Source organism: Cellulosimicrobium sp. CpK407 (assembly GCF_051844275.1).
Taxonomy (GTDB): Bacteria; Actinomycetota; Actinomycetes; order Actinomycetales; family Cellulomonadaceae; genus Cellulosimicrobium; species Cellulosimicrobium cellulans_G.
Map to the genome: position 1 here is coordinate 34,070 of NZ_JBGNYC010000030.1, position 24,515 is coordinate 58,584.

Annotated in this window: 21 protein-coding genes; 7 read left to right on the plus strand and 14 right to left on the minus strand. The window is 72.3% G+C overall.

Annotation, left to right across the window (positions count from 1 at the left end; all coding sequences use genetic code 11):
* Positions 1–9: 9 nt before the first annotated feature.
* From typA to ABWU78_RS13700, 3 genes are all read right to left on the minus strand, one after another.
* Positions 10–1,920 carry a translational GTPase TypA gene (gene typA, locus ABWU78_RS13690; RefSeq protein ID WP_253051064.1) on the minus strand — a complete coding sequence of 637 codons (1,911 nt, stop codon included), beginning with the start codon at positions 1,918–1,920 and terminating at the stop codon, positions 10–12.
* A 207-nt stretch (positions 1,921–2,127) separates the two neighbouring features.
* On the minus strand, positions 2,128–3,897 hold the full coding sequence (locus ABWU78_RS13695; protein ID WP_253051063.1) for a BCCT family transporter: 1,770 nt from the start codon (positions 3,895–3,897) through the stop codon (positions 2,128–2,130).
* A 135-nt stretch (positions 3,898–4,032) separates the two neighbouring features.
* Entirely contained in the window at positions 4,033–5,865 is a 1,833-nt protein-coding gene (locus ABWU78_RS13700; RefSeq protein WP_439158701.1) for an ABC transporter ATP-binding protein, read from the minus strand.
* Between the two features lie 65 nt (positions 5,866–5,930).
* Between ABWU78_RS13700 and ABWU78_RS13705 the strand changes: the two genes are divergently transcribed.
* Positions 5,931–6,509 carry a PH domain-containing protein gene (locus tag ABWU78_RS13705; RefSeq protein WP_439158702.1) on the plus strand — a complete coding sequence of 193 codons (579 nt, stop codon included), beginning with the start codon at positions 5,931–5,933 and terminating at the stop codon, positions 6,507–6,509.
* Between the two features lie 65 nt (positions 6,510–6,574).
* Here the strand turns inward: ABWU78_RS13705 and ABWU78_RS13710 are convergent, their stop codons facing one another.
* From ABWU78_RS13710 to ABWU78_RS13740, 7 genes are all read right to left on the minus strand, one after another.
* Complete coding sequence (locus tag ABWU78_RS13710; RefSeq protein ID WP_253051060.1) at positions 6,575–7,612, minus strand: ABC transporter permease; 1,038 nt, start codon at positions 7,610–7,612, stop codon at positions 6,575–6,577.
* Complete coding sequence (locus tag ABWU78_RS13715; RefSeq protein WP_253051059.1) at positions 7,609–9,138, minus strand: ABC transporter permease; 1,530 nt, start codon at positions 9,136–9,138, stop codon at positions 7,609–7,611. The genes ABWU78_RS13710 and ABWU78_RS13715 overlap by 4 nt, the downstream gene beginning before the upstream one ends.
* Positions 9,139–9,384: 246 nt before the next feature.
* Positions 9,385–11,238: an ABC transporter family substrate-binding protein gene (locus ABWU78_RS13720; RefSeq protein ID WP_439158703.1), complete on the minus strand. Its 1,854-nt coding sequence runs from the start codon at positions 11,236–11,238 to the stop codon at positions 9,385–9,387.
* A 422-nt stretch (positions 11,239–11,660) separates the two neighbouring features.
* The gene (locus tag ABWU78_RS13725) at positions 11,661–11,990 is read right to left on the minus strand and encodes a winged helix-turn-helix domain-containing protein (RefSeq protein WP_253051057.1); all 330 of its coding nucleotides are present in this window, start codon (positions 11,988–11,990) and stop codon (positions 11,661–11,663) included.
* Positions 11,987–12,424, minus strand: coding sequence for a hypothetical protein (locus tag ABWU78_RS13730; RefSeq protein WP_353707976.1), 438 nt, complete (start codon positions 12,422–12,424; stop codon positions 11,987–11,989). Before ABWU78_RS13730 ends, ABWU78_RS13725 begins: the two co-directional genes overlap by 4 nt.
* Before the next feature lie 115 nt (positions 12,425–12,539).
* Complete coding sequence (locus ABWU78_RS13735; protein ID WP_439158704.1) at positions 12,540–12,953, minus strand: DUF1801 domain-containing protein; 414 nt, start codon at positions 12,951–12,953, stop codon at positions 12,540–12,542.
* Positions 12,954–13,013: 60 nt separating this feature from the next.
* A complete protein-coding gene (locus ABWU78_RS13740) occupies positions 13,014–13,493 on the minus strand; it encodes a carboxymuconolactone decarboxylase family protein (RefSeq protein ID WP_353707974.1) in 480 nt (159 codons plus the stop codon).
* A 183-nt stretch (positions 13,494–13,676) separates the two neighbouring features.
* On the opposite strand from ABWU78_RS13740, the gene ABWU78_RS13745 reads away from it, so the two are divergent.
* Positions 13,677–14,279, plus strand: coding sequence for an MFS transporter (locus tag ABWU78_RS13745; RefSeq protein WP_439158705.1), 603 nt, complete (start codon positions 13,677–13,679; stop codon positions 14,277–14,279).
* Positions 14,276–14,578: a DUF1330 domain-containing protein gene (locus ABWU78_RS13750; RefSeq protein WP_439158706.1), complete on the plus strand. Its 303-nt coding sequence runs from the start codon at positions 14,276–14,278 to the stop codon at positions 14,576–14,578. The genes ABWU78_RS13745 and ABWU78_RS13750 overlap by 4 nt, the downstream gene beginning before the upstream one ends.
* A gap of 49 nt (positions 14,579–14,627) precedes the next feature.
* Here the strand turns inward: ABWU78_RS13750 and ychF are convergent, their stop codons facing one another.
* From ychF to ABWU78_RS13765, 3 genes are read right to left on the minus strand one after another with little or no spacing between them, the layout of a single operon-like run.
* Positions 14,628–15,713 carry a redox-regulated ATPase YchF gene (ychF, locus tag ABWU78_RS13755; protein WP_253051050.1) on the minus strand — a complete coding sequence of 362 codons (1,086 nt, stop codon included), beginning with the start codon at positions 15,711–15,713 and terminating at the stop codon, positions 14,628–14,630.
* 52 nt (positions 15,714–15,765) lie between these two features.
* Positions 15,766–17,352 (minus strand): hypothetical protein, encoded by a 1,587-nt coding sequence (locus ABWU78_RS13760; RefSeq protein WP_253051049.1) that lies wholly within the window; start codon positions 17,350–17,352, stop codon positions 15,766–15,768.
* Positions 17,334–18,206, minus strand: a complete 873-nt coding sequence (locus ABWU78_RS13765; RefSeq protein ID WP_439158707.1) for an ABC transporter ATP-binding protein — start codon at positions 18,204–18,206, stop codon at positions 17,334–17,336. The genes ABWU78_RS13760 and ABWU78_RS13765 overlap by 19 nt, the downstream gene beginning before the upstream one ends.
* Positions 18,207–18,327: 121 nt before the next feature.
* Between ABWU78_RS13765 and rmuC the strand changes: the two genes are divergently transcribed.
* Positions 18,328–19,836: a DNA recombination protein RmuC gene (gene rmuC / locus ABWU78_RS13770; protein WP_439158708.1), complete on the plus strand. Its 1,509-nt coding sequence runs from the start codon at positions 18,328–18,330 to the stop codon at positions 19,834–19,836.
* A gap of 39 nt (positions 19,837–19,875) precedes the next feature.
* Here rmuC and ABWU78_RS13775 read toward each other — a convergent pair whose 3' ends face one another.
* The gene (locus ABWU78_RS13775) at positions 19,876–20,913 is read right to left on the minus strand and encodes a 4-hydroxy-3-methylbut-2-enyl diphosphate reductase (RefSeq protein WP_253051436.1); all 1,038 of its coding nucleotides are present in this window, start codon (positions 20,911–20,913) and stop codon (positions 19,876–19,878) included.
* Positions 20,914–21,187: 274 nt separating this feature from the next.
* Between ABWU78_RS13775 and ABWU78_RS13780 the strand changes: the two genes are divergently transcribed.
* The 3 genes from ABWU78_RS13780 (at position 21,188) to ABWU78_RS13790 (ending at position 24,447) form a co-directional block, all read left to right on the plus strand.
* On the plus strand, positions 21,188–22,648 hold the full coding sequence (locus ABWU78_RS13780; RefSeq protein ID WP_253051046.1) for a polysaccharide deacetylase family protein: 1,461 nt from the start codon (positions 21,188–21,190) through the stop codon (positions 22,646–22,648).
* 82 nt (positions 22,649–22,730) lie between these two features.
* Positions 22,731–24,089 carry an exodeoxyribonuclease VII large subunit gene (gene xseA, locus ABWU78_RS13785; RefSeq protein ID WP_253051045.1) on the plus strand — a complete coding sequence of 453 codons (1,359 nt, stop codon included), beginning with the start codon at positions 22,731–22,733 and terminating at the stop codon, positions 24,087–24,089.
* A 61-nt stretch (positions 24,090–24,150) separates the two neighbouring features.
* Entirely contained in the window at positions 24,151–24,447 is a 297-nt protein-coding gene (locus ABWU78_RS13790) for an exodeoxyribonuclease VII small subunit (RefSeq protein WP_374614446.1), read from the plus strand.
* The last annotated feature ends 68 nt before the right edge of the window (positions 24,448–24,515 follow it).

The following is a 24,515-nucleotide window of genomic DNA, read 5'->3' on the forward strand; positions in this document are numbered from 1 at the left end:
GCGGCGACGTCAGGCGCGCTTGGCGCGCGAGACCGCGCGGGCGCGCTCGGTCTGGTCGAGGATCACCTTGCGGATGCGCACGACCTCGGGCGTGACCTCGACGCACTCGTCCTCGCGCGCGAACTCGAGCGACTCCTCGAGCGTGAGGTGGCGCGGGGGGACGAGGTTCTCGAAGTTGTCGGCCGTCGAGGACCGCATGTTCGTGAGCTTCTTCTCCTTGGTGATGTTCACGTCCATGTCCTCGTTGCGCGAGTTCTCGCCGACGATCATGCCCTCGTAGACCTCCTGCGTGGGGTCGACGAAGAACGAGCCGCGCTCCTGGAGGTTGATCATGGCGAACGGCGTCACCTTGCCGGCGCGGTCGGCCACGAGCGAGCCCGTCGTGCGGGTCTCGATGTGCCCGGCCCACGGCTCGTAGCCCTCGGAGATCGAGGCCGCGATGCCCGTGCCGCGCGTCTCCGTGAGGAAGCGCGTGCGGAAGCCGATGAGCCCGCGGGCCGGGACCATGAACTCCATGCGGATCCAGCCCGTGCCGTGGTTGGACATGGTCTCCATGCGGCCCTTGCGCTGCGCGAGGAGCTGCGTGACGTTGCCGAGGTACTCCTCGGGGACGTCGATCGTCATGCGCTCCATCGGCTCGTGCGTCTTGCCGTCGATCGTGCGCGTGACGACCTGCGGCTTGCCGACCGTGAGCTCGAAGCCCTCGCGGCGCATCTGCTCGACGAGGATCGCCAGCGCGAGCTCGCCGCGGCCCTGGACCTCCCACGCGTCGGGACGCTCGGTCGGCAGGACGCGCAGCGACACGTTGCCGACGAGCTCGGAGTCGAGGCGGTCCTTGACCTGGCGCGCCGTGACCTTGTGGCCCTTGCCGCCCTTGCCCGCGAGCGGCGAGGTGTTGATCCCGATGGTCATCGAGATCGCCGGGTCGTCGACCGTGATGAGCGGCAGCGGGCGCGGGTCCTCGGGGTCGGTGAGGGTCTCGCCGATCGTGATGTCCGCGATGCCCGCGACGGCGACGATGTCGCCGGGCGCGGCCGACTCGGTCGGGACGCGGTCGAGGGCCTTGGTCTCGAGGAGCTCGGTGATCTTGACGTTCTGGAGCGTGCCGTCGTGCCGGGCCCACGCGACGACCTGCCCCTTGCGGAGCTCGCCGTTGAAGATGCGCAGCAGCGCGAGGCGGCCGAGGAACGGCGACGCGTCGAGGTTCGTGACGTGCGCCTGGAGCGGCGCGCCCTCGTCGTACGTCGGCGCGGGGATCTTCTCGAGGATGGTCGTGAAGAGCGGCTCGAGGTCCTCGTTCGAGGGGAGCTGGCCGTCCACGGGCTGGTCGAGCGACGCACGGCCGGCCTTGGCCGACGCGTAGACGACCGGGACGTCCAGGATGGCGTCGAGGTCGAGGTCGGGGACCTCGTCCGCGAGGTCGGACGCGAGGCCGAGCAGCAGGTCCGTCGCCTCGGCGACGACCTCGGTGATGCGCGAGTCCGGACGGTCGACCTTGTTGACCACGATGATCACGGGGAGCTTCGCGGCGAGCGCCTTGCGCAGCACGAACCGGGTCTGCGGGAGCGGGCCCTCGCTCGCGTCGACGAGGAGGACGACGCCGTCGACCATCGACAGGCCGCGCTCGACCTCGCCGCCGAAGTCGGCGTGACCGGGGGTGTCGATGACGTTGATCGTGATGCCGTCGGGCTCCCCCACCGCGGCGGCGGCCGGGCCGGCGTAGCGGACCGCGGTGTTCTTCGCGAGGATCGTGATGCCCTTCTCGCGCTCGAGGTCACCGGAGTCCATGACGCGGTCGTCCACGTGCTGGTGCGCGGAGAAGGCGCCGGACTGGCGCAGCATCGCGTCGACGAGCGTGGTCTTGCCGTGGTCGACGTGGGCGACGATCGCCACGTTGCGCAGGTCGGAGCGCACAGACATCTACGGTTCTCATTTCGTGGGGTTCGAGGGGCGACGACGGCCGGCCACCTCTGCGCGCACGGCGCGGGAGCAGCCCGCCGCGGCATCACGGAGCACGGGCCGTCACCCGGGCACGGCTATCCTACCGGGTCGCGCTCCCCGCCACCATGACCCACGTCACCCCGGCGCCGCACCGTCGCTCCGCGACCCGTCGACCGGGCAGAGACGTCACGGCGGCGAACCCTTGCGCGGGCGCCGGGTCAGCGCGCGCCACCGCTCCGGCCGGTCGGGGTAGAGCTCCTCCCACTGCTCCGAGATGCTCTCCGAGACGCGCGTGGTCACGTGCTCCGTCAGCGCCGCGCGCGCCGCCCTCCGCTCGGCGCGCAGGATCGCGGCGTGCTCCGCGCGCAGGGCGCGGACGGTCGAGACGGCCATCCCGATCATGACGACCGAGAACGGCAGCGCGATGAGGATCGCCGCGGTCTGGAGCGCCTGCAGCCCACCGGCGAGGAGGAGCGCGATGGCCAGCAGGCCCGAGACGCCGGCCCAGAAGATGCGGCTCCACGTGGGCGGGTTCGGGTTGCCCCCGCTCGCGAGCATGTCCACGACGAGCGAGCCGGAGTCCGACGACGTCACGAAGAACACGACGATCAGGAGGATACCCACCACCGAGAGGACGTTGCCGAGAGGCAGCCCGTCGAAGAGCTGGAACAGCGTCGTGTCGGTGTCGACCTCGCCGTCGACGAGCATGCTCCCCGGCTCCGTCAGCTCGCGGTAGAGGGCCGACCCGCCGAAGACGGAGAACCACAGGGTCGTGACGACCGTCGGCACGAGGAGCGTCCCGAGGACGAACTCCCGCACGGTCCGCCCGCGCGAGATCCGGGCGATGAAGACGCCGACGAACGGCGCCCAGGAGATCCACCAGCCCCAGTAGAAGATCGTCCACGACGACTGCCACTCGAGCCCGGCCTCGCCCTGGAAGGCCGTGGTGTCGAAGGACAGCCGCACGATGTTCTGGACGTAGTAGCCGAGCGACTGGACCCACTCGCGCAGGAGGAAGAGGGTCGGCCCGAGGGCCAGCACCAGGACCAGGACGACCCCGGCCAGGATCATGTTGCCGTTGGACAGCCACTTGATCCCCTTGCCCAGCCCCGACACGACCGAGATCGTCGCGAGCGCGGAGATCGCCGCGATGAGCCCGATCTCGAGCGCCGTGCTCGGCTGCACCACGTCGAGGTAGCCGAGCCCGGCCGCGATCTGGAGGACGCCGAAGCCCAGCGACGTCGCCACGCCGAAGACCGTGCCGATGATCGCGACGACGTCGATGACGTCCCCGAGCCGGCCCCGGACCCGGTCGCCGAACAGCGGCTCGAGGGCCCACCGGATCGACACCGGCCGGCCCTTGCGGTGGATCGCGTACGCGAGCGCGAGGCCCGCGACGACGTAGATCGCCCACGCGTGGACGCCCCAGTGGAGGTAGCTCTGCCCCATGGCGGCCTGGGCGAGCGCCGGGTCGCTCCCCTCGACGCCCGGCTTGGGGCTCACGTAGTGCGACAGGGGCTCCGCCACCCCCCAGTACACGAGCCCGATCCCCATGCCCGTCGCGAAGAGCATCGCGAACCAGACGGGCAGCCGGAACAGGGGCTCGTCCTCGTCCTTGCCGAGCACGATGTCGCCGAAGCGGCTCATGCCCATCCAGAGCGAGAACACGACGAACCCGGCGACGACGATCACGTAGTACCAGCCGAAGACGCCGATGACGTCGCGCTGGAGCGTGTTCATGAGCGCCGTCACCGTGTCGGTGAACAGGATGGTCGCCAGCACGAACAGCAGGATGAGGCCGGCCGCCGGGTAGAAGACCCGGGGGTCCGGACGTCCGGTCCGCGGGCTGTCGAGGTCGTCGGCGGCCGTGGCCCCGCGGGCGGGGGCGCCCGCGTCACCCGGCCCGGGCCGGTCCGCGCTCGGCGTCCCGGGGACGTCGTCCTCCGCTGGTGTCATGCGTCCCAGGCTTGCCGCGCACCCCGCGCCCGGCAACCGGAACGCCCCGGCGCGGGCCACGAACGTGGCCGCGCCGGGGCGTCGGTGTCGTCGGCCGCGCGGCGTCCGCCGCGCCACCGGAGGTGGGTCGCGCCGTCAGAACCCCGCGCCCGCCGTGGGGGGTGCGCTGCGCTCGTGGTCGATGTCGTCGCGCGCCTCGGCGAGCGAGCGCTCCTCGTCCACCAGCGACGACAGCTCGTCGTTCGCGATGTCGCGCGCCGCGGCCTCGAGCAGCGCGTCCCGGGCCGCACGGCGCTCGCGCTGCGCCGCCGGGTCCGGCACGGGCACCGCGGCGAGGAGCCGCTGCGTGTACGGGTGCTTCGGGGCGTGCACGATCTGCGACGTCTCGCCCACCTCGACGAGCTTGCCCTTGTGCATGACGGCGATACGGTCGGACAGGAGCTCGACGACCGCGAGGTCGTGCGAGATGAACAGGCACGCGAAGCCGTGCTCGCGCTGCAGGTCCGTGAACAGGTCGAGGACCTTGGCCTGCACCGACACGTCGAGCGCCGACGTCGGCTCGTCCGCCACCAGCAGCTTGGGCTCGAGCGAGAGCGCGCGCGCGATGCCGACGCGCTGGCGCTGACCGCCCGAGAGCTCGTGCGGGTAGCGGTTGCGCATCGCGCGCGGGAGCTCGACCTGGTCGAGCAGGCGCTCGACCTCGCGGCTGAGCTCCTTGCCCTTCACCCCGCGGTGGAGCATGAGCGGCTCGCCGATCGACTCGCCGATCGGCAGACGCGGGTTGAGCGACGACCCCGGGTCCTGGAAGACGATGCCCACCTCGGTGCGCAGCGGCTTGAGGTCCTTGGGCTTGGCGCCGACCATGTCCCTGCCGACGATCCGGAGCGACCCGCCCGTGACGGGCAGGAGTCCCACGGCCGCACGGCCGATCGTCGTCTTGCCCGAGCCCGACTCGCCGACCAGCCCGACGACCTCGCCCTGGTGGATCTGCAGCGAGACCTCGTCGACGGCGCGGAACGCCGCCTGGCGGCGACGCCCCGGGTACTCGATGACCATGTCCTGCGCGTCGAGGACGAGCGCGCGGTCCTGCGTCGCCGCACCGGACGGCACGCGGTCCGTGACCGTGGTCGTGTCGCGCTTCGAGCCGAGGTGCGGGACCGCCTCGAGGAGACGCACCGTGTAGGGGTGCTGCGGGCTGCCGAAGATCTCCGCCGACGTCCCGCGCTCGACGACCTGGCCGTCCTTCATGACCATGATCGAGTCGGCCATGTCCGCGACCACGCCCATGTCGTGCGTGATGAGGATGATCGCCGCGTCGACGCGGTAGCGCAGGTCGCGCAGGAGCTTGAGGATCTCGGCCTGGACCGTGACGTCGAGCGCCGTGGTCGGCTCGTCGGCGACGAGCAGCTTGGGGTCGCACGCGAGCGCCTGGGCGATCATCGCGCGCTGGCGCTGGCCGCCGGAGAGCTGGTGCGGGTAGGCGTCGAAGCGACGCTCGGGCTCCGGGATCTCCACGAGCCGCAAGAGCTCGATCGCTCGCTTCTTCGCGTCGGCCGGGCCGACGTTGAAGTGCGTCCGGATGGTCTCGACGATCTGGAAGCCCACCGTGTACACGGGGTTCAGCGCCGTCATCGGCTCCTGGAAGATCATGGAGATCTCCTTGCCGCGGACGTGCCGCAGCGAGCCGTGCGACATGCCGATGAGCTCGCGGTCGCCGAGCTTGGCGGAACCGCGCGCGCGACCGTTCGGCGGGAGCAGGCCCAGCAGCGCGAGCGACGACTGGGACTTGCCCGAGCCGGACTCGCCGACGATCGCGAGGACCTCACCGGAGTGGAGGTCGTAGCTCACGTCCGTGGCCGCGGGGTACCAGGCCTTGTCGACGTAGAAGTCCACGCCGAGGTTGCGCACGGTCAGCACGGGGCTGCCCTGGCGCGCGGCCGGGGCCGCGGGAGACGTCTCGATGGCCACGCTGATCAGTGTCCTTCCTGCTGGAGCCGGCGCTCGTGGCGCCGCGACTCTGCGAGCATGGGCGCATGGGTCCCACGCTGGTCTTCCGTTCGACGTACGGCCGAGTCCTCACGGTGGCGACGGGCGCCGTCGCCGTCGCGCTGGGCGTGAGCACGGCCCTGACGGGGGACGTCGGCGCGGTCGTGGGGGCTCTCGTGCCCGCCGCGCTCGTGACGTACCTCGTCTGGATGCTGTTCTGGCGTCCCGCCGTCGAGGTGTCCGACGGCGGGGTCGAGGTCCGCAACGTCACCCGCACCGTCCACGTGCCGTGGACCGCGTACGAGGGCGTCGAGACCCGCTACTCGCTCGAGGTGCGCTACACCGGCGGTCGCGTGACCGCCTGGGCGGCGCCCCGCTCGAGCGGGTCGGCCCGCTGGCTGCGCAGTTCTCGGAGACACCCCGTGGACCGCGAGCGGGTGGTCACCGGCACGAACGCCGAGACGGTCGCCGAGGCCGTGACGCAGCGGCACGGCCTGCTCGTGGCCGCCGGCCACCTCGACCGTGCGGTGCCGGGCGCACCCGGCGCGCGCACGACGTGGCACGTCGTGCAGCTCGCCGTTCTGTGCGCGCTCGTCGCGGGGACGGTCGTGGTGCTCACCGCCTGACCGCGGCGCGCCGCCCTGCCCGAGAGGTCCACGACCTCTCGGGCGGGCGGCGACGACGGCGGTCATCAGCTCGCCCCGGCCTCACCGGTCGCGCCCGGCGTGGCGGTGGCGGTCGGACGCGCGACGCGCTGCGCACGAGCCATCTTGCGCTCCGACGGGATGCGCTTCTGGCGCGGGTCGAACGCGTCGCGCAGGCCGTCGCCGATGAAGTTGACGCACAGCGCGATCGCGACGATGAACAGGCCCGGCCACCAGAACAGCCACGGACGCGTCGCGAACGCCTCCTGGTAGTCGCTGATGAGCTTGCCGAGCGAGGTCGCCGGGTTCTGGATGCCGACGCCCAGGTAGCTGAGCGCCGTCTCCAGGAGGATCGCCGAGCTCATGAGCAGCGTCACGTTGACGATGATCACGCCGACGGCGTTGGGCAGCATGTGCTTGAAGATGATCCGGCTGCTGCTCGCCCCCGCGACGCGCGCGGCGTCGACGAACTCGCGCTCGCGCAGCGAGAGGAACTCGCCGCGCACCAGACGCGCGAGCGGCGGCCACAGCACCAGACCGAGGAACGCACCCAGGATGAGCGGGTTGCTCCCCCCGGAGAGCAGGGCGAGCACCGCGCCGATGACGATGACGGGCATCGTGATGATGAGGTCGGTGAACCGCATGAGCCAGGAGTCCACGCGGCCGCGGAAGAACCCGGAGAGCGCCCCGAAGAGGATGCCCGCCACGGTCGAGATGACGCCGACGGAGAGCACCACGAGGAGCGACGTCTGGGTACCCAGCATGACGCGCGCGAACACGTCGCGGCCCGCCTCGTCCTGGCCGAAGATGTGCTCGGCCGACGGCGCACCGCCGTTGACGAGCGGGTACGTCGAGCCCTGGCCGGTCGCCTTGTAGGCGTACCAGCCGTTCCAGCCCGCGACGCCGATCGACGTCACCGCGAGCAGCACGATGCCGACGAGGACGACGAGCGCGACGACCGCGCCCTTGTGGTGGAAGAAGCGCCGCCGGACGATCTGGCCCTGCGACAGGCCCTCCACCTCGAGCAGCTCGATCTGGTTCTCGAGCGCGCCGCTCTGCGACGCGTCGTTCGGTGTGTTGCTCATGCGTTCACCCGGATCCGCGGGTCGAGGGCTGCGTAGATGAGGTCAGCCACGATGTTGGCGATGATGGCGAGGGCCGCGACGATGACGAGATAGGCCATGACGGGATCGATCTCGCCTCGTTGCAGCGAGTTCAGGAAGAGCAGGCCCATGCCGGGCCGGCCGAAGACCTTCTCGGTGATGATCGCGCCGCCCAGCAGCGTGATGACGTCGATCGGGACGATCGTCGCGAGCGGGATGAGCGTGTTGCGGAACCCGTGCCGCATGACGACGGTCCGCTCGGGCAGGCCCTTGGCGCGCGCCGTGCGGATGTAGTCCTGGCTCATCACCTCGAGCATGCTCGCGCGCGAGTACCGCGTGTAGCCGGCGAACTGGATGAGCACGAGCGCGATCGTCGGGAGCAGCAGGTGCGTGTACTGGTCCAGGACCTGCACCCAGAAGTTGCCGCCGAGGTTCGGCGTGCTGTTGCCGATCGTCGGGATGGGACGGCCGTTGATCGCCGGGGCGGCGAAGTAGGCGGGCCACACGGACATCACCTTGTCGACGAAGATCATCGACCCCACGAGGAACGCCGTGATCGCCGCAGCACGCGCCGACACGCCCTTGTCCGGGCCGCCCCACGCGAACCCGATCCCGATGCCGACGGCGACCGTGACGACGGCGAGGACGAGGACGAGCCACCAGTTGTCGACCTGGCGGAGCACGGACTGGATCGGGAAGTAGACGACGACCCCGACGACGACCGTGGTGAGAGCGGCGTAGAGCGCGCGACGGTTCTGCAGGCCCGAGACGAGCGCGGTGATCGCGAACGCGAGGGCGGTGCCGGTGACGACGATGATCACGGGACCGAGGTTCGGCTCGGCCCACCAGCCCGAGAGCTGGAGGTAGAGCAGCGCGAGCGCGCTCGCGGCGAAGCCCATGCCGAAGACCGTCGCACGGCGTCGTGCGGTCCCCCCGAACGCGAGCGACCACAGCAGACCGATGATCACGCCGACCACGGCGATCGCGAGGATCGAGAGGTTGGGGTCCCGGAGGAAGTCGTTGAAGCCGATCGCGCCCCACTGCTTGAGCAGGACGGCGACCCAGAAGGCCGGGAGCGAGTACAGGACGAACGAGACGAAGATCGTCAGGTAGTCGAAGGTGCTGTACTGACGCAGCGCGCTGACGATGCCGACCATGACGCCGAAGACGACCGCGAGCACCGTTGCTGCGGCGACGAGCTGGATGGTCGAGATCACGGCGCCCTGGAGCAGGGCCGTGACCTGCTGGCCGGAGCGCCACGCGACGCCGAGATCCCCCTGCACGAAGTCGCCGAGCCACTTGAAGTAGCGGATGACGACGTTCGTGTGCAGGTCGAGGTCGATCGTGCGCTGTTCGATCAGCTGCGCCTTGTTGGGGTTGGTGCTGCCCTCGAGATCCATGAAGATGTACGGCCGGATCGCGGCGCTGACGAGCAGGAACATCGCGAACGTGGACACGAGGAGGGTCGCCAACCCTGCCAGCACACGCCGCGAGATGAAGGAGAACATCGGAGGTCTTACCTCGCTGGTCGGTAGGGACCCCGGGTCTGGGGCCGGTCGATTCTACGCGTGGGTCTCGCGTGATCGTGAACCGAGGGGCACGGGACGCCGCGGTGTCAGGACGTCGGGGACGGGAGCACGCGAGGACCGGGGGCCTCGACGGGCGGGCCGTCGAGACCCCCGGTCTCTCACGTCCGGACGGGCCCGCCGTCGTCCTCGCGGACGACGACGGGCCACGTCAGGCGGTCAGGGCTGTCAGCCCTCGAACGACCAGTTCCAGAAGCCGTGGAAGATGGTCGGGCTGATCGTGATCGGCTCGACACCCTTCAGGCCGTCGTTCCAGCCCTGGATGGCCGGGAACTGGAAGATCGTCACACCGAAGGCGTCCGCCCACAGGTTCTTCTCGACCTCGAGCTGGAGCTGGAACTGCTCCTCGGGGTCGGTCGAGACCTGGAGCTTGTCCAGCGCGGCGTCCACGGCCGGGTTGTTGTACTGGCCGTAGTTGTTGATGCCCGGCGTCGGCGACCAGCGGAAGTTGGCGTCCGACTCGGTGACGGCGGTCGAGGTCGACTGCCAGCCGAAGAGCGAGGCGTCGTACTGGTCCTGGCCGGACTGGAGCAGCGTGCCCCACTCGGCGGCCGGGCGGCCCGTGTCGACGATCGTGAACCCGGCCTGGGTCGCCGTGTCCTGGATGAGCGCGAGCTCGTTCACGCGGCGCGTGTTCTCGTTGTTGTACGCGAAGCGCACGTTGATCGGCGTCTGGACGCCCGCCTGGGCGAGGAGCTCCTTCGCCTTCTCGACGTCACCGGCGTCGGGGTACTCGGCCGAGCCGTTCTCCTGGACCATCTGGTCGTAGTTCGGCGAGCCCGGGATGAGGATGTTCGAGTTGCGCACCTCGGCGTCCGGGTTGAGCGGCTTGATGAGGTTGTCGACGATCGTCTGGCGCGGGATCGTCAGCAGGAACGCCTGGCGGACGGCCTTGGCCTTCTCCGCGTCGCCACCGTAGGTCGCCGGGTCGAACGGACCACCGTTCTGGAAGACCAGGTCGACGTGCTCGTACGTGCCCTCGATGCCCGAGCGGGTCTCGATGCCGTCGAGCGCCTCGAGCGCCGTGCGGACGTCGGCGGACGCCTGCGGGCCGATGAGGTCGACCTCACCGTTCTGCAGCGCCTGGACCTGGGCCATCGGGTCGTCGATGTAGCGGACCGTGACCGTGTCGATCGAGGCCTTGTTCTGGCCCGCGAAGTCGGGGTTCGCCTTGAGCGTGAGGAACTGGTTCTCCTCGTACGCGTCGAGCGTGTACGGGCCCGTCGAGACCGTCAGCGCCGGGTCGTCCGGCATCTTGACGAACTCGAAGCCCGAGTTCCAGAACGCCGAGATCTTCGACAGCGCGGCGACGTCGTTGTTGACGATGGCGTCGCGGACGGCGTCCTTGGCCTCCTGCGCGTCCTCGATGCCGAGGGCCTTCTGGCCGACGACGTGCGCCGGGACGAACTGGTTGGTGAAGTTCAGCTCCCAGTCACCGAACGGCTTCGAGTAGACCATCGTGATGGTCTTGCCGTCGTCGCTGATCGTCGGGGTGTCCTGGATGAGCGCCACGCCCGGCGAGCTGCCGTCGAAGTAGACACCGGCGTCCACCGCGTCCTGGTTGGTGACGTTGCCCTCTTCGTCGGTCTCCGCCTGGACCGTGTTGAGGTTGGTCCCGGAACCGGCCCACTCGAGGAGGATGTCGGTCGCGTCGAACGGGGTGCCGTCAGACCACTTCGTGTCGTCCCCGACGGTGTACTCGATCGTCAGCGGGTCGTCGGACACCTTCTTGTACGTGCCGAACGACTCGTCCTGGACGAGGTTCAGGTCGGCGTCGTAGTAGTTGAAGCCCGCGTTGAGCATGTAGTTGATGACCGCGTTCTGCGTCGCGTTGCCGTTCGCGGAGCTCAGATTGAGCTCGTTGAGGGGCGCCTCCCACGCGACGGTGACGGCGGACTCGGTGTTGATGCCGGAGTCGTCGGTCTCGGTGTTGCCGTCACCCGACGTGCCGCTGCACGCCGAGAACAGCAGTGCCCCGGTGACCGTCACCGCAAGGGCGGCACTCGTGCGCCTGATCTTCAATGTTCCTCCTCCAAGGGATGGTGGGCGCGGACGGACGGGCGTCGTTCGCCCCCCGGCCGCCCCGTCTCCCGCGCGCCCGGTTGGTGTCGGTGCGCGTGGACGGGAATGCCCACCACGGTTTGAGGCAACGCTACCCAGCAAGTTGCGACGCTTCTCCCCCTTGCCCGGTTGCTGCGGTCGATCGTTATCGAGTTGATACTGGCTGGTACGGGCGCGTCGCCACCCCGAGACGGCAGAGAAACACGCGTGAAACGCGCCGCCGAGCGAGGCGACGACGCCCGCCGCGTCTCACGATGCGGCGGGCGTTCACCGGTCTTCGGATCGGCCGGAGCGCATCGCCCGCAGCGCCGCGCACGACGGACCGCCGCGCTGGGCGACGACGGGGCGCTCCGCGGTCCGGGGCACGACAGGCATGCGCCGCCTCACGCCGGGGAACGAGGAAGCGGGTCCGAGGGGTCGGACGCGTCGACGATCTCGCGCAGCGCCACGACGTACGCGTCGAACGCGGCCCGGCCCTCCGACGAGAGGGAGTACCACGTGCGGGGCCGACGTCCGGCATAGCCCTTCGTGACCTCGATGTAGCCGGCCGACTCCAGCGCGGCGAGGTGCTTGGACAGCAGGGAGTCGCTGACCTCCAGCGTGTCCCGGAGCAGCCCGAAGTGGACGGCGTCCGCGGCGCGGAGCGCGGCCATGACCGAGAGCCGGACCGGCGAGTGGATGAGGTCGTCGAGGCGATGACGCGGGTGCGTCACGCTCGGCTCACCCGCCGTGCGAGTTCGAGGAAGGGCAGGCCGGGCAGCAGACCGACGAGCAGGACCCATCCGGAGAAGCCCTCGGGGAGGACCAGCCGGATCACGAGCAGCGCGACGACGAGGAGCAGGGCGCCGAGGAAGAGCACGCGCTGCGTCGCCGCCGTGGCGGCGGCCGGGACGGTCCGTCCGCACCACGCGAGGAGGGCGAGGGTCGCGCCGACGACGACGAGGCCGGGGACGATCACCTCGGCCAGACGCTCCGGCCACGACGCCAGCGCGACGGTGAACGCGGTCAGGGTGGTCGCCATGACGAGCGCGCCGACGACGTACCACCGCCGGCGCGAGCGGATCCGGCGACCGACCTGGTCGGCCGCGGCGAGGGCCTCCGCCGCTGTCGACGGCCACGAACCGCTGGTGTCCTCCGGTGTCGACACGATGCCTCCAGCTCGGGAACGGGTGTCTGCACGAGACGAGCTCATGCTTGCCATGGAATCATGTACTCAACGATCATTCAAGTACTTCACCAGAGGTGTGCCCTGAGGCTCTGGATCACCCTCGCCGGTTCTCGGCGACCGCGCGACGCACGAGCTCGCGGAGCGCGTCGTCGTCGATCTCCGCGTCCTCGACGAGGTCGATCGCCCGGACCGTGGCGCCGTCCAGCCGGGCGTTGAAGAGGCGAGCCGGGTCGTCCAGCCGGGCCCCCGCGGGAAAGGTCAGCCGCACGGCTCGCTTCAGGAGGTCCGCCATGCAGACGTTCCCCTGGCACACCCACGTGGGGACGCCCTCCGGCTTCGAGGGCTTGCGCCACTTGATCTCCTCCACGATCCCCGGGTCGGCGTCGAGGATCACCCGACGGACACGCGCGAGCGTCTCCGCACGCCACCCGCCGGCGTGGGCGACGATCGCATCGATCTCCTTCCCTGCGGACGCCTCGTCGCCGTTCACGGATCTCTGGTCTCGCACAGCTGCCATCGTCGTGCCTCTCGAGTGTCGGGGCAGGTCGTCTGATCGGGTCGGGAGCGCTCAGCCCCAGGAAGCGCCGGCGAGCTGACGCGTCGTGGCGTTGAGCCGGTTGAACAGGTTGGTCGTCGCGACGTAGAGGACCAGGGCCGCCAGCTGGCGCTCGTCGAAGAAGCTCGCCGCCTCGTCCCACACGTCGTCCGGGACGGGGTCCGGGCGGTCGGCCAGCCGGGTGACGCTCTCCGCCAGCGCGAGCGCGGCGCGCTCCTCGTCGGTGAAGTACGGCGTCTCGCGCCACGCGACCACCGCGTGGAGGCGCTCGTCGGTCTCGCCCGCCTGCTTCGCCGACCGCACGCCCGAGTCGACGCAGACGCTGCAACCGTTGATCTGACTGACCCGGAGGTGCACCAGCTCGAGCGTCGAGTGCGGCAGGTCCGTCTGGCGGGCTGCCTTCATGAGCGCGAAGATCGCACCCGAGGCGCCGTCGAGGAGCGTGGCCGGGTTCGACATCCGGGGTGTCGCGAGGGGGGTCGTCGAGGTCATCTCAGTTCTCCTTGCCTGGTGGCTGCTCGGTACGTCTCGAGCCTCGCAGCCGGCCCGACCTCGAACAACGACGGGTCGAGCAACGTCCCCTGCGTCCTGGGTTAACGATCGGAAGGACGGCGCAGCCTCGGGCAGCCTGCGGTCGCGGGGGCGAACCTCGCCATGTTCGTCGGCGGAGTCGGCATGCACCTCCTGCTCACCCTCGTCGCCCGGTACGCGCAGACGCCGCCCGGTGCCGGCTACGGCTTCGCGCTGACGCCCTTCGTCGCCGGGCTGGTCGTCGTCCCGTTCTCGGCACTGGGGTTCGTCGCGGGCAAGGTCATCCCCCGGCTCCGGAGGCGGGTCGCCGACCCCGTTCTCCTGGCCGGCAGCGCCCTCGTCGTCTGCGGCGGGTTCGCCCTGTTCGGGGCCGCCCGGTCGGACCCGGCCGAGCTGTTCGCAGCCATGGGGGTGCTCGGCCTCGGCGTCGGCGGATTCTCGGCCGCGATGCCGGGCGTCATCCTGGCTGTCACGCCTCGCAGCGAGACGTCGAGCGCCATGAGCGTCAACTACGTCGTCCGCAGCGCCGGATACTCCCTGGGCAGCGCCCTCGGCGGCCTGGTCCTCAGCGTGGGCACCGACCCCGGCGCTCTCGTCCCCGACGAGAACGCCTACACCACCGCGGCGCTGGTGGGCATCGGCATCATGGTGGTCACCACGCTGACCTGCCTCGCTCTCGCACGCCGACGCCCGTCCGCACCAGCTCGTCTGCCAGATCCACCTCTCTCAACACCGGAGCGTCCATGACCAAGGGTTACTGGGTCAGCGTCTACCCCGCCATCTCCGACCGCGAACGGCTGACTCGCTACAACGGGCTGGCTGGTCTGGCCGTCCGGGCCGGAGGCGGGCGCGTCCTGTCGAACTTCGGTCGAGTCGTCGCCCACGAGGCCGGAATCGCCGAACGCGTCGTCCTGATCGAGTTCGACAGCTTCGGACAGGCGACCCGCGGCCTACGAGAGCGAGACGTACCAGGACGCGCTGGCGGCCCTCCCTCCAGGCTTCCAGCGCGACTTCCGTATCGTCGAAGGCATCGGCTGACCGGGTGAGCCGACGTGCGCGTCTCGTCTCGCTCCGCTCGCTCACGACCGTTCAGGGTCAGACGTTGAAGCGGAACTCCACGACGTCTCCGTCGACCATGACGTAGTCCTTGCCCTCGACGCGCGCCTTGCCCGCGGCGCGCGCGGCGGCGACGGACCCCGTCGCGACGAGGTCGTCGAACGAGACGACCTCGGCCTTGATGAAGCCGCGCTCGAAGTCGGTGTGGATGACGCCCGCGGCCTGCGGCGCGGTCCAGCCCTTGCGGATGGTCCAGGCTCGCGCCTCCTTGGGGCCTGCGGTGAGGTAGGTCTGCAGCCCGAGGGTGTCGAACCCGACGCGCGCGAGCTGGTCGAGCCCGGCCTCGTCCTGCCCCGACTCGGCGAGCATCTCCTTCGCCTCGTCCGGCTCGAGCTCGACGAGCTCGGACTCGAACTTCGCGTCGAGGAAGATCGCCTGGGCGGGTGCGACGAGCGCGCGCAGGCGGTCCTGGAGGTCGTCGTCCGCGAGACCGGCGTCGTCGGTGTTGAAGACGTAGATGAACGGCTTGGCCGTGAGGAGCTGGAGGCTCGCGACGTCGGCGAGGTCGAGCCCGGCGGCGGCCGCGCCCTGGAAGAGCGTCGTGCCGGCCTCGAGGATGGCCTGTGCCTTCTGCGCGGCGTCGAGGAGGGCGGCGTCGCCCTTCTTGATCTTCACCTCCTTCTCGAGGCGAGGGACCGTCTTCTCGAGCGTCTGGAGGTCGGCCAGGATCAGCTCGGTGCTGATGGTCTCGATGTCGCCCTCGGCGTCCGTCGAGCCCTCGACGCGGACGACGTCCGGGTCGGCGAAAGCGCGGGTCACCTGGCAGATCGCGTCGGCCTCGCGGATGTTGGCGAGGAACTTGTTGCCGAGCCCCTCCCCCTCGCTCGCGCCCTTGACGATCCCGGCGATGTCGACGAACGACACGGTCGCGGGCAGGATGCGCTGGCTGCCGAAGATCTCGGCGAGCTTGTCGAGCCGCGGATCGGGGAGCGAGACGACGCCGACGTTCGGGTCGATCGTCGCGAACGGGTAGTTCGCCGCGAGGACCTGGTTGCGCGTCAGGGCGTTGAACAGGGTGGACTTGCCGACGTTGGGCAGGCCGACGATGCCGATAGTGAGTGCCACGTCGCCCGAGTCTACGGGCCGGGGCCGCGGTGCGCGGACCCCGGCCCGGAGGTCAGGCCGCGGACATCACCTTCTGCAGCAGCTCGGGCGCGCGCCGGTCGTACGCACGGGCGCCCCAGCGGACGCCGAGGAGCAGCACGAGGACCCCGACCGCGGCCCCCACGACGAGCGTCACCCAGCCCACGACCGGCAGGTCGGCCAGGATCGCGACGAGACCGGGCACGAGGAACGGGAGCGACAGCGCGAGCACGAGCAGCATCGCGACCGACTGCGCGACGAGCGTCGCCATCGCGGCGCCCTGCGGCTGCTTGAACGGGCTGTCGCCGGGCTTCGGCACCGGGTACAGCAGCCGGGCCGACGTCGCGCTCGAGACGCCGGTCGCGACCAGGAGCGTGCCGACGGTCAGGCCGAGCAACGCCGGCAGCGCGTCCCAGCGTCCGGCTACCGCGACCGAGACCACCGCGAAGACGAGCGTCACGACGCCACCCGCGACCAGCACCGGGAGGGCCCGTCCCCATCTGTCCGCGCGCCCGGAGACTCCCGTCGACACGTGCAGCGCGAACGCCGTGTGGTCGTACGCGATGTCGGCCGAGATCGAGAAGCCGAGGATCCATGCCGTGAACGGCGCGAGGGCGAGGAAGATCTCGGAGCCCGACCCCCCGCCCACCACGAGCAGCACGACCGGGATGAGCGGGACGACCGCGATGGACCCCGAGTAGCGCGGGTCGCGGAGCCAGTACGTCGCGGTGCGCGCCGCGACCGCCCCCGTCGGCGTCGCGGGGAACCGGGAGAAGAAGCCCAGCCCCTTGGCACGCCCGCCCGACCCGGAGGTGGGCGGCGTCACGAGCGCACGGGCGAGGGCCTTGTCCCACACGACCCACGCCACCGCGAGGGTCGCCAGCGCGACGACGAGCCGCGCGAGCGCGAGGCCCCACGCGCCGTCGTGCACCGCGGCGCCCAGGCCCCACGGGGCACCGAACGGCGTCCAGGCCGCGATCTCGGCGAGGCGCGTCACCATGCCCCGCACCGCGTCGCCGTCGACGGGGCCCTCCCCGAGCTGCGAGCCGACCCAGGCGAAGGCCGGGCCGACGAGGACGAGCGGCACGAACGCGGCGATCGTCACGACCTCGCGGTAGCGGCGCGACTCGAGCAGCGGGGCGAGGGCCGTCGTCGTCGCCCGCGAGCCGACGACGCAGAGCGCCACCGCGAGGACGGCGCCGACCAGCGCGGCGAGCACCGCGAGGGGCGTGCGCCACCACGCGAAGGAGACGCCGAGCGCGGCGAGGGCCGTGACGATCCCGGGGACCGACACCACGCCCGCGACCGCGAGCCCGGCGAGGAGCCGGCGCTGCGGGATGCCGAACAGGACGAAGCGCTGCGGGTCGAGGGTGGCGTCGACGCCGAACGCGAAGAGCGGGATCACCCACCACCCGAGGACGGCGAGCGTCCCGACGAGGATCATGATCGATCCGGCGAGCGCGGGGTCGTCCGTGCCGAGGACCACCATCCCGACGACGAGCAGCCCTACGACGAACACCCCGTAGAGCGCCGCGACGAGGAACCCGATGGTCTGCCACACGCTCCGCCGGAACGTGTTGCCCATCAGGGTGAGCTTGAGCCTTACGAACTGCGCAACCACGCGAGGCCCTCCGTGCTCTGCCGCCCGCCGACGAGGTCGACGAACCGGTCCTCGAGGCTCTGGTCGCCGCGCACCGCGTCGACCGTGCCCGCCGCGAGGACGTGGCCGCCCGCGACGACGGCGACGTGGTCGCACATGCGCTGCACCAGGTCCATGACGTGCGAGGACACGACGACGGTCCCGCCGCTGGCGACGTAGCCCGCGAGGATGTCGCGGATGTTGGCGGCCGAGACCGGGTCGACGGCCTCGAACGGCTCGTCGAGGACGAGGGTGCGGGGGGCGTGGATGAGCGCGGTCGCGAGCGCGATCTTCTTGGTCATGCCGGCCGAGTAGTCGACGACGAACGTCGTGGCGCCCTTCGCGAGGTCGAGCGCGGCGAGGAGCTCCGCCGTGCGCTCGGCCACGGTGTCCCGGTCCATGCCGCGCAGCAGGCCCGCGTACGTGACGAGCTGCGCACCGGTCAGCCGGTCGAACAGCCGGACCCCGTCGGGCAGGACGCCGAGCTGCCGCTTGCCCGCGACCGGGTCGGCCCAGAGGTCGGTGCCGTGCACGTGCGCGGAGCCCGCGTCGGGGCGCAGGAGCCCGGTCGCCATCGAGAGCGTCGTCGTCTTGCCGGCGCCGTTGGGCCCGACGAGCCCGTAGAAGGAGCCCGCGGGGACGTCCAGGTCGATGCCGGCGACCGCGATCTTCTCGCCGAACCGCTTCCAGAGCCCGCGCAGGGAGAGCGCGGCGGTCGGGTCGGGCGGCGTGGGGGGTCCGGGCTGCGTCCCGGGGACGGGCCCGGTCACCGGTCCGGGCACGGCGCCGGGCACGCCGGCCGGGGCGACGGGTGGTAGGGGCGTGGGATCGACCATGCCGCCAACGTAGCGGAGGGTCCCGACGCCGGGCGGTGCCTTTTGTCACGAGGTGTCCGCCGGGACGGGGCGCGCGACGTGTCGGACCCGTCGTGTCGGTCCCCCGTGGGAGGGTGCCGCCATGGACACCTCGGGATGGTTGCTCTTCGCGGTCGGCCTCGTGCTGGGGCTCGTCGGCGGCGCCGCGCTCGTCCTCACCGTGCGGCGCGCGTCGCCCGACGCCGCCGCGGCGGAGGTCCGCCGCCTCACCCAGCTCCTGGGCCAGGCGCAGCAGGAGGCCGCGCGCGGCGCGGGGCTGGCGGAGCGGCTCGAGGCCGAGCGCGAGGGCTTCGTGCGCCAGCTCGGCGCGGCGCAGCGCAGCGCGGACGAGCGCCTCGACCTCGCGCGGGCGACGCACGAGCAGCAGCTCGCCGAGCTGCGGGCCGCGGCCGAGCGCCGCGTCGAGGAGGTCCAGGGCGACCACCGCCGGCTCGAGGCGCAGTTCGAGGCGCTCTCGCGCAAGGTGCTGGCCGCGGGCACGGAGCAGTTCCTCGTCCAGGCGGAGGAGCGCCTGCGCCGGAGCCAGGAGCAGGGCGCGGCGGAGCTGGAGCGCCGCGAGGAGGCGGTGCGCCACCTCGTGGAGCCGCTCGCGGGTGCGCTCGAGAAGGTGCGCGCCGAGGTCGCGGAGGCCGAGCGTGCGCGGCTCGCGGCGCACGGCAGCCTCGCCGAGCAGGTGCGGGGGGTCCGCGACGCGTCGGAGCTGCTGCGCGCCGAGACGTCGCAGCTCGTCACCGCGCTGCGGTCGTCGCAGGTGCGCGGCGCGTGGGGCGAGCTGCAGCTCCGCCGCGTGGTCGAGGCGGCCGGCATGCTTCCCCACGTCGACTTCGTGGAGCAGGACCAGGTCGCGACGGACGACGGCGCGCTGCGCCCCGACATGGTGGTGCGCCTCGCCGGGGGCAAGCAGGTCGTCGTCGACGCCAAGGTCGCGTTCCTCGGCTATCTCGACGCGCAGGGCGCCACCGACCCCGCGGTGCGCGCCGACCGGCTCGCCGCGCACGCTCGCCACATGCGCAAGCACGTCGACGACCTCGGGGCCAAGCGCTACTGGGACCAGTTCGGCCCGGCGCCCGAGTTCGTCGTCATGTTCGTGCCCGCGGAGTCGTTCCTCTCGGCGGCCGTCGAGCAGGACCCGTCGCTCCTCGAGCACGCGGTGTCGAAGAACGTCGTCATCGCCACGCCCATGACGATGGTCGCCATGCTGCGGACCATCGCGTACGCGTGGCGCCAGGACGCGCTCGCCACCAACGCCCAGCAGGTGCTCACGCTCGGCAAGGAGCTGCACGGTCGCCTCGCCGTCATGGGGTCGCACCTCGCGAAGCTCGGGCGCCAGCTCCAGAGCGCCGCGGACTCCTACAACCGGACGGTCGGCTCGCTCGAGACGCGCGTGCTCGTCAGCGCGCGCCGGTTCGCGGACCTGCACGTCGTGGACGACGACCTCACGACGCCGCCGACGGTGAACCCGCGGCTCAGCGCCGTGAGCGCGCCCGAGCTGCTCGCGTCCGTGAACGAGTCCGTGGTCGCGATCGACGAGCGCCCTGAGGACCGTGAGGACTCCCGCCGGGAGCCGTCAGCCGGCGGGGCGAGCGCCTGACCGCCCGTCCGGAGCCGGCGGCCACGGACGACCCGACCGTCAGACGGGCTGGACGGAGAGCGAGGTGCGGCCCCCGCGGGCCGGACGACCGCCGTCGGACCCCGACGACGTGAGGTCCGCGCGCAGCTCGCGCGGCAGCGAGAACATGAGGTCCTCCGTCGCGGTGCGGACCTCCTCGACCTCGCCGAACCCGCGCTCCGCGAGGTATGCGAGCACGTCGTCCACGAGGATCTCGGGCACCGACGCGCCCGACGTCACCCCGACGGTCGTCGCGCCGTCGAGCCAGGCGGGGTCGATCTCCTTCGCCCGGTCGACGCGGTAGGACGCACCGGCACCCGCCTGGAGCGCGACCTCGACGAGGCGCACCGAGTTCGACGAGTTCGCCGAGCCGACGACGATGACGACGTCGGCGTCCGGTGCGAGCTTCTTCACCGCGACCTGGCGGTTCTGCGTCGCGTAGCAGATGTCGTCGCTCGGCGGGTCCTGGAGCGTCGGGAACCTCTCCCGCAGCCGGCGGACCGTCTCCATGGTCTCGTCGACCGACAGCGTGGTCTGCGAGATCCACACGACCTTGTCGGGGTCGCGGACCACGACGTCGTCGACGTGGTCGGGCGAGTCGACGACCTGGACGTGGTCGGGCGCCTCGCCGGCCGTGCCCTCGACCTCCTCGTGCCCCGTGTGGCCGATGAGGAGGATGTCGTAGTCGTCCTTGGCGAAGCGCACGGCCTCCTTGTGGACCTTGGTCACGAGCGGGCACGTGGCGTCGATCGTGTCGAGGTTGCGCGCCGCCGCGGCCGCCTTGACCGCGGGCGAGACGCCGTGCGCCGAGAACACGACGCGCGCGCCCTCCGGCACCTCGTCGGTCTCGTCGACGAAGACCGCGCCGCGCTCGCTCAGCGTCTCGACGACGAACTTGTTGTGCACGATCTCCTTGCGCACGTACACCGGAGCGCCGTAGTGCTCGAGCGCCTTCTCGACCGCGACGACGGCACGGTCCACGCCCGCGCAGTAGCCGCGGGGCGCGGCGAGCAGGACGCGCTTGCGCGGCGCGACGCTCGGCAGGACCGCCTCCGACAGGACGGCGGGGCGGTCGGACGGGTGCGCGGACGAGCCGGCGGGAAGGTCGCTCACGCCTCGAGTCTAGGCGAGCGCCCGCGCGCCGACCCCGGTGAGGCCCGTCACCCGTCGCCCGTGCCCGCACTCCTCCCGCCCTCGTCACAGCACCGCCGCCGGTGCTCCACCGTCCCTCCCCCGCGTCCGCGCGAGGACGCCGGAGCGCCGAGACGGATCTCACCCGCGCGGGACGGCCCTCCCGGTCGCCGGACCTCCGGGCGGCCGTGAGGATCGAGGGATGGCCGACGACCTCGACCCGACCGACCCCGAGACTCCCGCCGCCGCCGACCCGGGCGAGTCCGCGGGAACCACCGACCCCGCCGGACCTGCCGAGCCCGGGCGGAGGAGGCGGCGCACGTGGTGGTGGCTCGTGCCCGGCGTCGCGGTCGTGGTGGCAGGCGCGCTGGTCCTCGCGGCGTCCGTGGAGCACGACCGGTGGGTCGCGTCCGTCGACCGGTACCACGCCGACGTCGAGCGGGCCGAGCACGACGCCGCGACCGCCCGTGCCGCGGCGGAGGCGGCGTACGTGCCCCGCCTCGCCGCGCTCGCCGTCGCGGACGTGGTCGGCGGCGCCGTGCTGACGCAGAGCGACGGCCAGGTCGCGGACGCCGCCGTGCGGGACCCGCTGGCGGCGGCGCTGCCGGACGCCGCGGCTCTCCTCGGGACGCCCGTCGAGTACCCGGTCGAGGTCCGCACGGTCGACGCGCTCTCGCGCCCGAACCCGTTCTTCCCCCGCGACCTGCCGGAGCGGCGGTCCGAGGTCGTCACCGGATCCACGCCGTCGCCGGAGGCGCTCGACGACGCGACGTCCGCGGTCGCCGTGGCGACGCAGGACGTCGCGACGGCGTGGCAGCAGTGGGCGTACGACGGGCTCGAGGGCGCGGTCGCCGAGGGGCGACCGGTGCTCGCGGAGTCGGCCGGGCTCGTCTCGGACGAGGCGCACCGGACGGCGCTCGACACCGCGCTCGCCGCCGCCGGCACGACGCTCGACGCCGGGGTGGGCGGCGCACCCGTCGCCGAGACGGTGGCACAGCGGGACGCCGTGCTCGCCGCCACGGAGGCGGTGTGGAGCGACCGGCTGGCGCTGACGCTGCAGCAGCGCCGCGAGCTGGGACGCGCGCAGGGCGTGGACTGCGCGGTCGACCGGTGCGTCGCGCTGACGTTCGACGACGGGCCCGGCGCGGACACCGAGCGCCTGCTGCGGACGCTCGCCGAGAAGCACGTCACCGCGACGTTCTTCCTCGTCGGGACCAACGTCGAGAAGCGCCCCGACGTGGTGCGGGACACGGCCGCCGCGGGGCACCTGCTCGCGAACCACACGTGGGACCACCCCCAGCTCACGACGCTCGACGACGACGAGGTGCGCGCCGAGCTCGAGCGCACCCAGGAGGCGATCACCACGGCGTCCGGGGCGACGCCGACGTTCTTGCGCCCGCCCTACGGCGACGTCGACGACCGCGTCCGGTCGATCGCGACCCGCACGGGGCTGCAGGTGATCCTCTGGAACCTGGACACGCTCGACTGGAAGACCAAGGACGCCGCCGAGACCCGACGGCGCGCCGTCGAGGGCGCCCGGCCGGGGAGCGTCGTCCTCATGCACGACATCCACGCCACGACGGTCGACGCCGTGCCCGGCATCATCGACGACCTGCGCGCCCAGGGGTACCGGCTCGTGACGGTCGACCTGCTCGCCCCGTGAGCGACCGCGCGTCCCCCGCGCCGCACGCGTCGACCGGTGGGCGCGCCGGGTGGACGTGGGTGGGGTACGGCAGGCTGGACCCGTGACCGCCTCGCTCCCCCCGCCCGACGACGTCCCCCGGTCGGGCGCGTCCGCGCGGGGCTCCCGGCCCGGGGACCGTGGCCCGCTCCCGGCGCGCGCGCTCGAGACGAGCGCGGAGCACCCGTGGCCGGTGCGTCTCCTCGCCCGCAAGATCGAGCAGTACGTGGAGCGGATGGCCCCTGTGTGGGTCGAGGGCCAGGTCGTGCAGCTCAACCGGAGGCCGGGGACGTCGACCGCCTTCCTCACGCTGCGCGACACGGACCTGGACATGTCGCTGCCCGTGTCCGCGGCCACGCGCGTGCTGGACGGCACGCCGCTCGCGGAGGGCGCGCACGTCGTCGTGCACGCCAAGCCGGTCTTCTGGGCGCGACGCGGCTCGCTCCAGCTCCAGGCGCGCGAGATCCGCCCGGTGGGCGTCGGCGACCTGCTCGCGCGCATCGAGCACCTCAAGCGCGTCCTCGCCGCCGAGGGGCTGTTCGACGCCGACCGCAAGCGGCCGCTGCCGTTCCTGCCGAAGGTCGTCGGGCTGGTGTGCGGCCGGGAGTCCAAGGCCGAGCACGACGTGGTGGTCAACGCGCGCGCCCGCTGGCCCCGGGTCCGGTTCGAGATCCGGGAGGTCGCGGTCCAGGGGGCGCACGCCGTCCAGCAGGTGGGCGACGCGATCCGCGCGCTGGACGCCGACCCGGACGTCGAGGTGATCGTCGTCGCGCGCGGCGGCGGCGCGGTGGAGGACCTGCTGCCGTTCTCGAACGAGGCCCTCGTCCGGCTCGCGGCGGCGTGCCGGACCCCGCTCGTCAGCGCGATCGGGCACGAGACGGACAGCCCGCTCCTCGACCTCGTGGCGGACTACCGCGCGTCCACGCCGACGGCCGCCGCGCGGCGCGTCGTCCCGGACGTCGCGGAGGAGCGGGCCCGCCTGGCCCAGGGGCGCCACCGGCTGCGTACGGCGATCGCGGGGCGCGTGGCACGCGAGCAGGCCCTGCTCGACGGCCTCCGGTCCCGCCCGGTCCTGGCCGCGCCCCACACGATGCTCGCCGACCACGCCGAGCGCGTGGCCGCGCTGCGCGACCGCGCACGACGAGCTCTCGACACGCGGCTCGTGCGCGCCTCGGGCGAGGTGGGCCGGTTGGAGGCCCAGGTCCGCGCCCTGTCGCCGGCGTCGACGCTCGAGCGGGGGTACGCCGTCGTGCAGCGGGCGGACGGACACGTGGTCCGCTCCCCCGACGACGTCGCGGTGGGAGACGTGGTCCGCGTGCGGCTCGCACGTGGCGGGCTCGACGCGGCGGTGGCCGCCATGCACGACGGCGACCCCCCGCACACCGGCGGGCCCTCGCCCGACGTCCCCCGGGGCGCGCCGTGAGGCGCCTCCCGCGCCCCGCGGCGGCCGGTTCCCGGACGCCCGTTCCGACCACGACGCACAGATGGGGTTGAATACTGCCGTGAGTTCCTTTGACAACGCTGTCACGACCGACGTCGCGACGCTCTCGTACGAGCAGGCGCGCGACGAGCTCGTGCAGGTCGTCGCGCGGCTCGAGGCCGGCGGCGAACCCCTCGAGGCCTCGCTCGCGCTCTGGGAGCGCGGCGAGGCGCTGGCCGCGCGCTGCCAGGAGTGGCTCGACGGTGCGCGGGCCCGGCTCGACGCCGCACGCTCCCAGGACGCGGGAGGCACGCACGACGAGTCCGACGAGACCCCCGACGACACCACCGGAGACGACTGATGAGCACCTCCCCCGCCGCCCCCGCGACCGACGGCGCCCCGGAGCGCCACGAGCACGTGCTCGTGGTG

Excerpts from the sequence above, each read along its gene's own strand:
- typA (WP_253051064.1), bottom strand. The coding sequence starts at position 1,920 with ATGTCTGTGCGCTCCGACCTGCGCAACGTGGCGATCGTCGCCCACGTC.
- ABWU78_RS13695 (WP_253051063.1), bottom strand. The coding sequence starts at position 3,897 with ATGACACCAGCGGAGGACGACGTCCCCGGGACGCCGAGCGCGGACCGG.
- ABWU78_RS13705 (WP_439158702.1), top strand. The coding sequence starts at position 5,931 with ATGGGTCCCACGCTGGTCTTCCGTTCGACGTACGGCCGAGTCCTCACG.
- ABWU78_RS13710 (WP_253051060.1), bottom strand. The coding sequence starts at position 7,612 with ATGAGCAACACACCGAACGACGCGTCGCAGAGCGGCGCGCTCGAGAAC.
- ABWU78_RS13715 (WP_253051059.1), bottom strand. The coding sequence starts at position 9,138 with ATGTTCTCCTTCATCTCGCGGCGTGTGCTGGCAGGGTTGGCGACCCTC.
- ABWU78_RS13740 (WP_353707974.1), bottom strand. The coding sequence starts at position 13,493 with ATGACCTCGACGACCCCCCTCGCGACACCCCGGATGTCGAACCCGGCC.
- ABWU78_RS13745 (WP_439158705.1), top strand. The coding sequence starts at position 13,677 with ATGCACCTCCTGCTCACCCTCGTCGCCCGGTACGCGCAGACGCCGCCC.
- ABWU78_RS13750 (WP_439158706.1), top strand. The coding sequence starts at position 14,276 with ATGACCAAGGGTTACTGGGTCAGCGTCTACCCCGCCATCTCCGACCGC.
- ABWU78_RS13765 (WP_439158707.1), bottom strand. The coding sequence starts at position 18,206 with ATGGTCGATCCCACGCCCCTACCACCCGTCGCCCCGGCCGGCGTGCCC.
- rmuC (WP_439158708.1), top strand. The coding sequence starts at position 18,328 with ATGGACACCTCGGGATGGTTGCTCTTCGCGGTCGGCCTCGTGCTGGGG.
- ABWU78_RS13780 (WP_253051046.1), top strand. The coding sequence starts at position 21,188 with ATGGCCGACGACCTCGACCCGACCGACCCCGAGACTCCCGCCGCCGCC.
- ABWU78_RS13790 (WP_374614446.1), top strand. The coding sequence starts at position 24,151 with ATGGGGTTGAATACTGCCGTGAGTTCCTTTGACAACGCTGTCACGACC.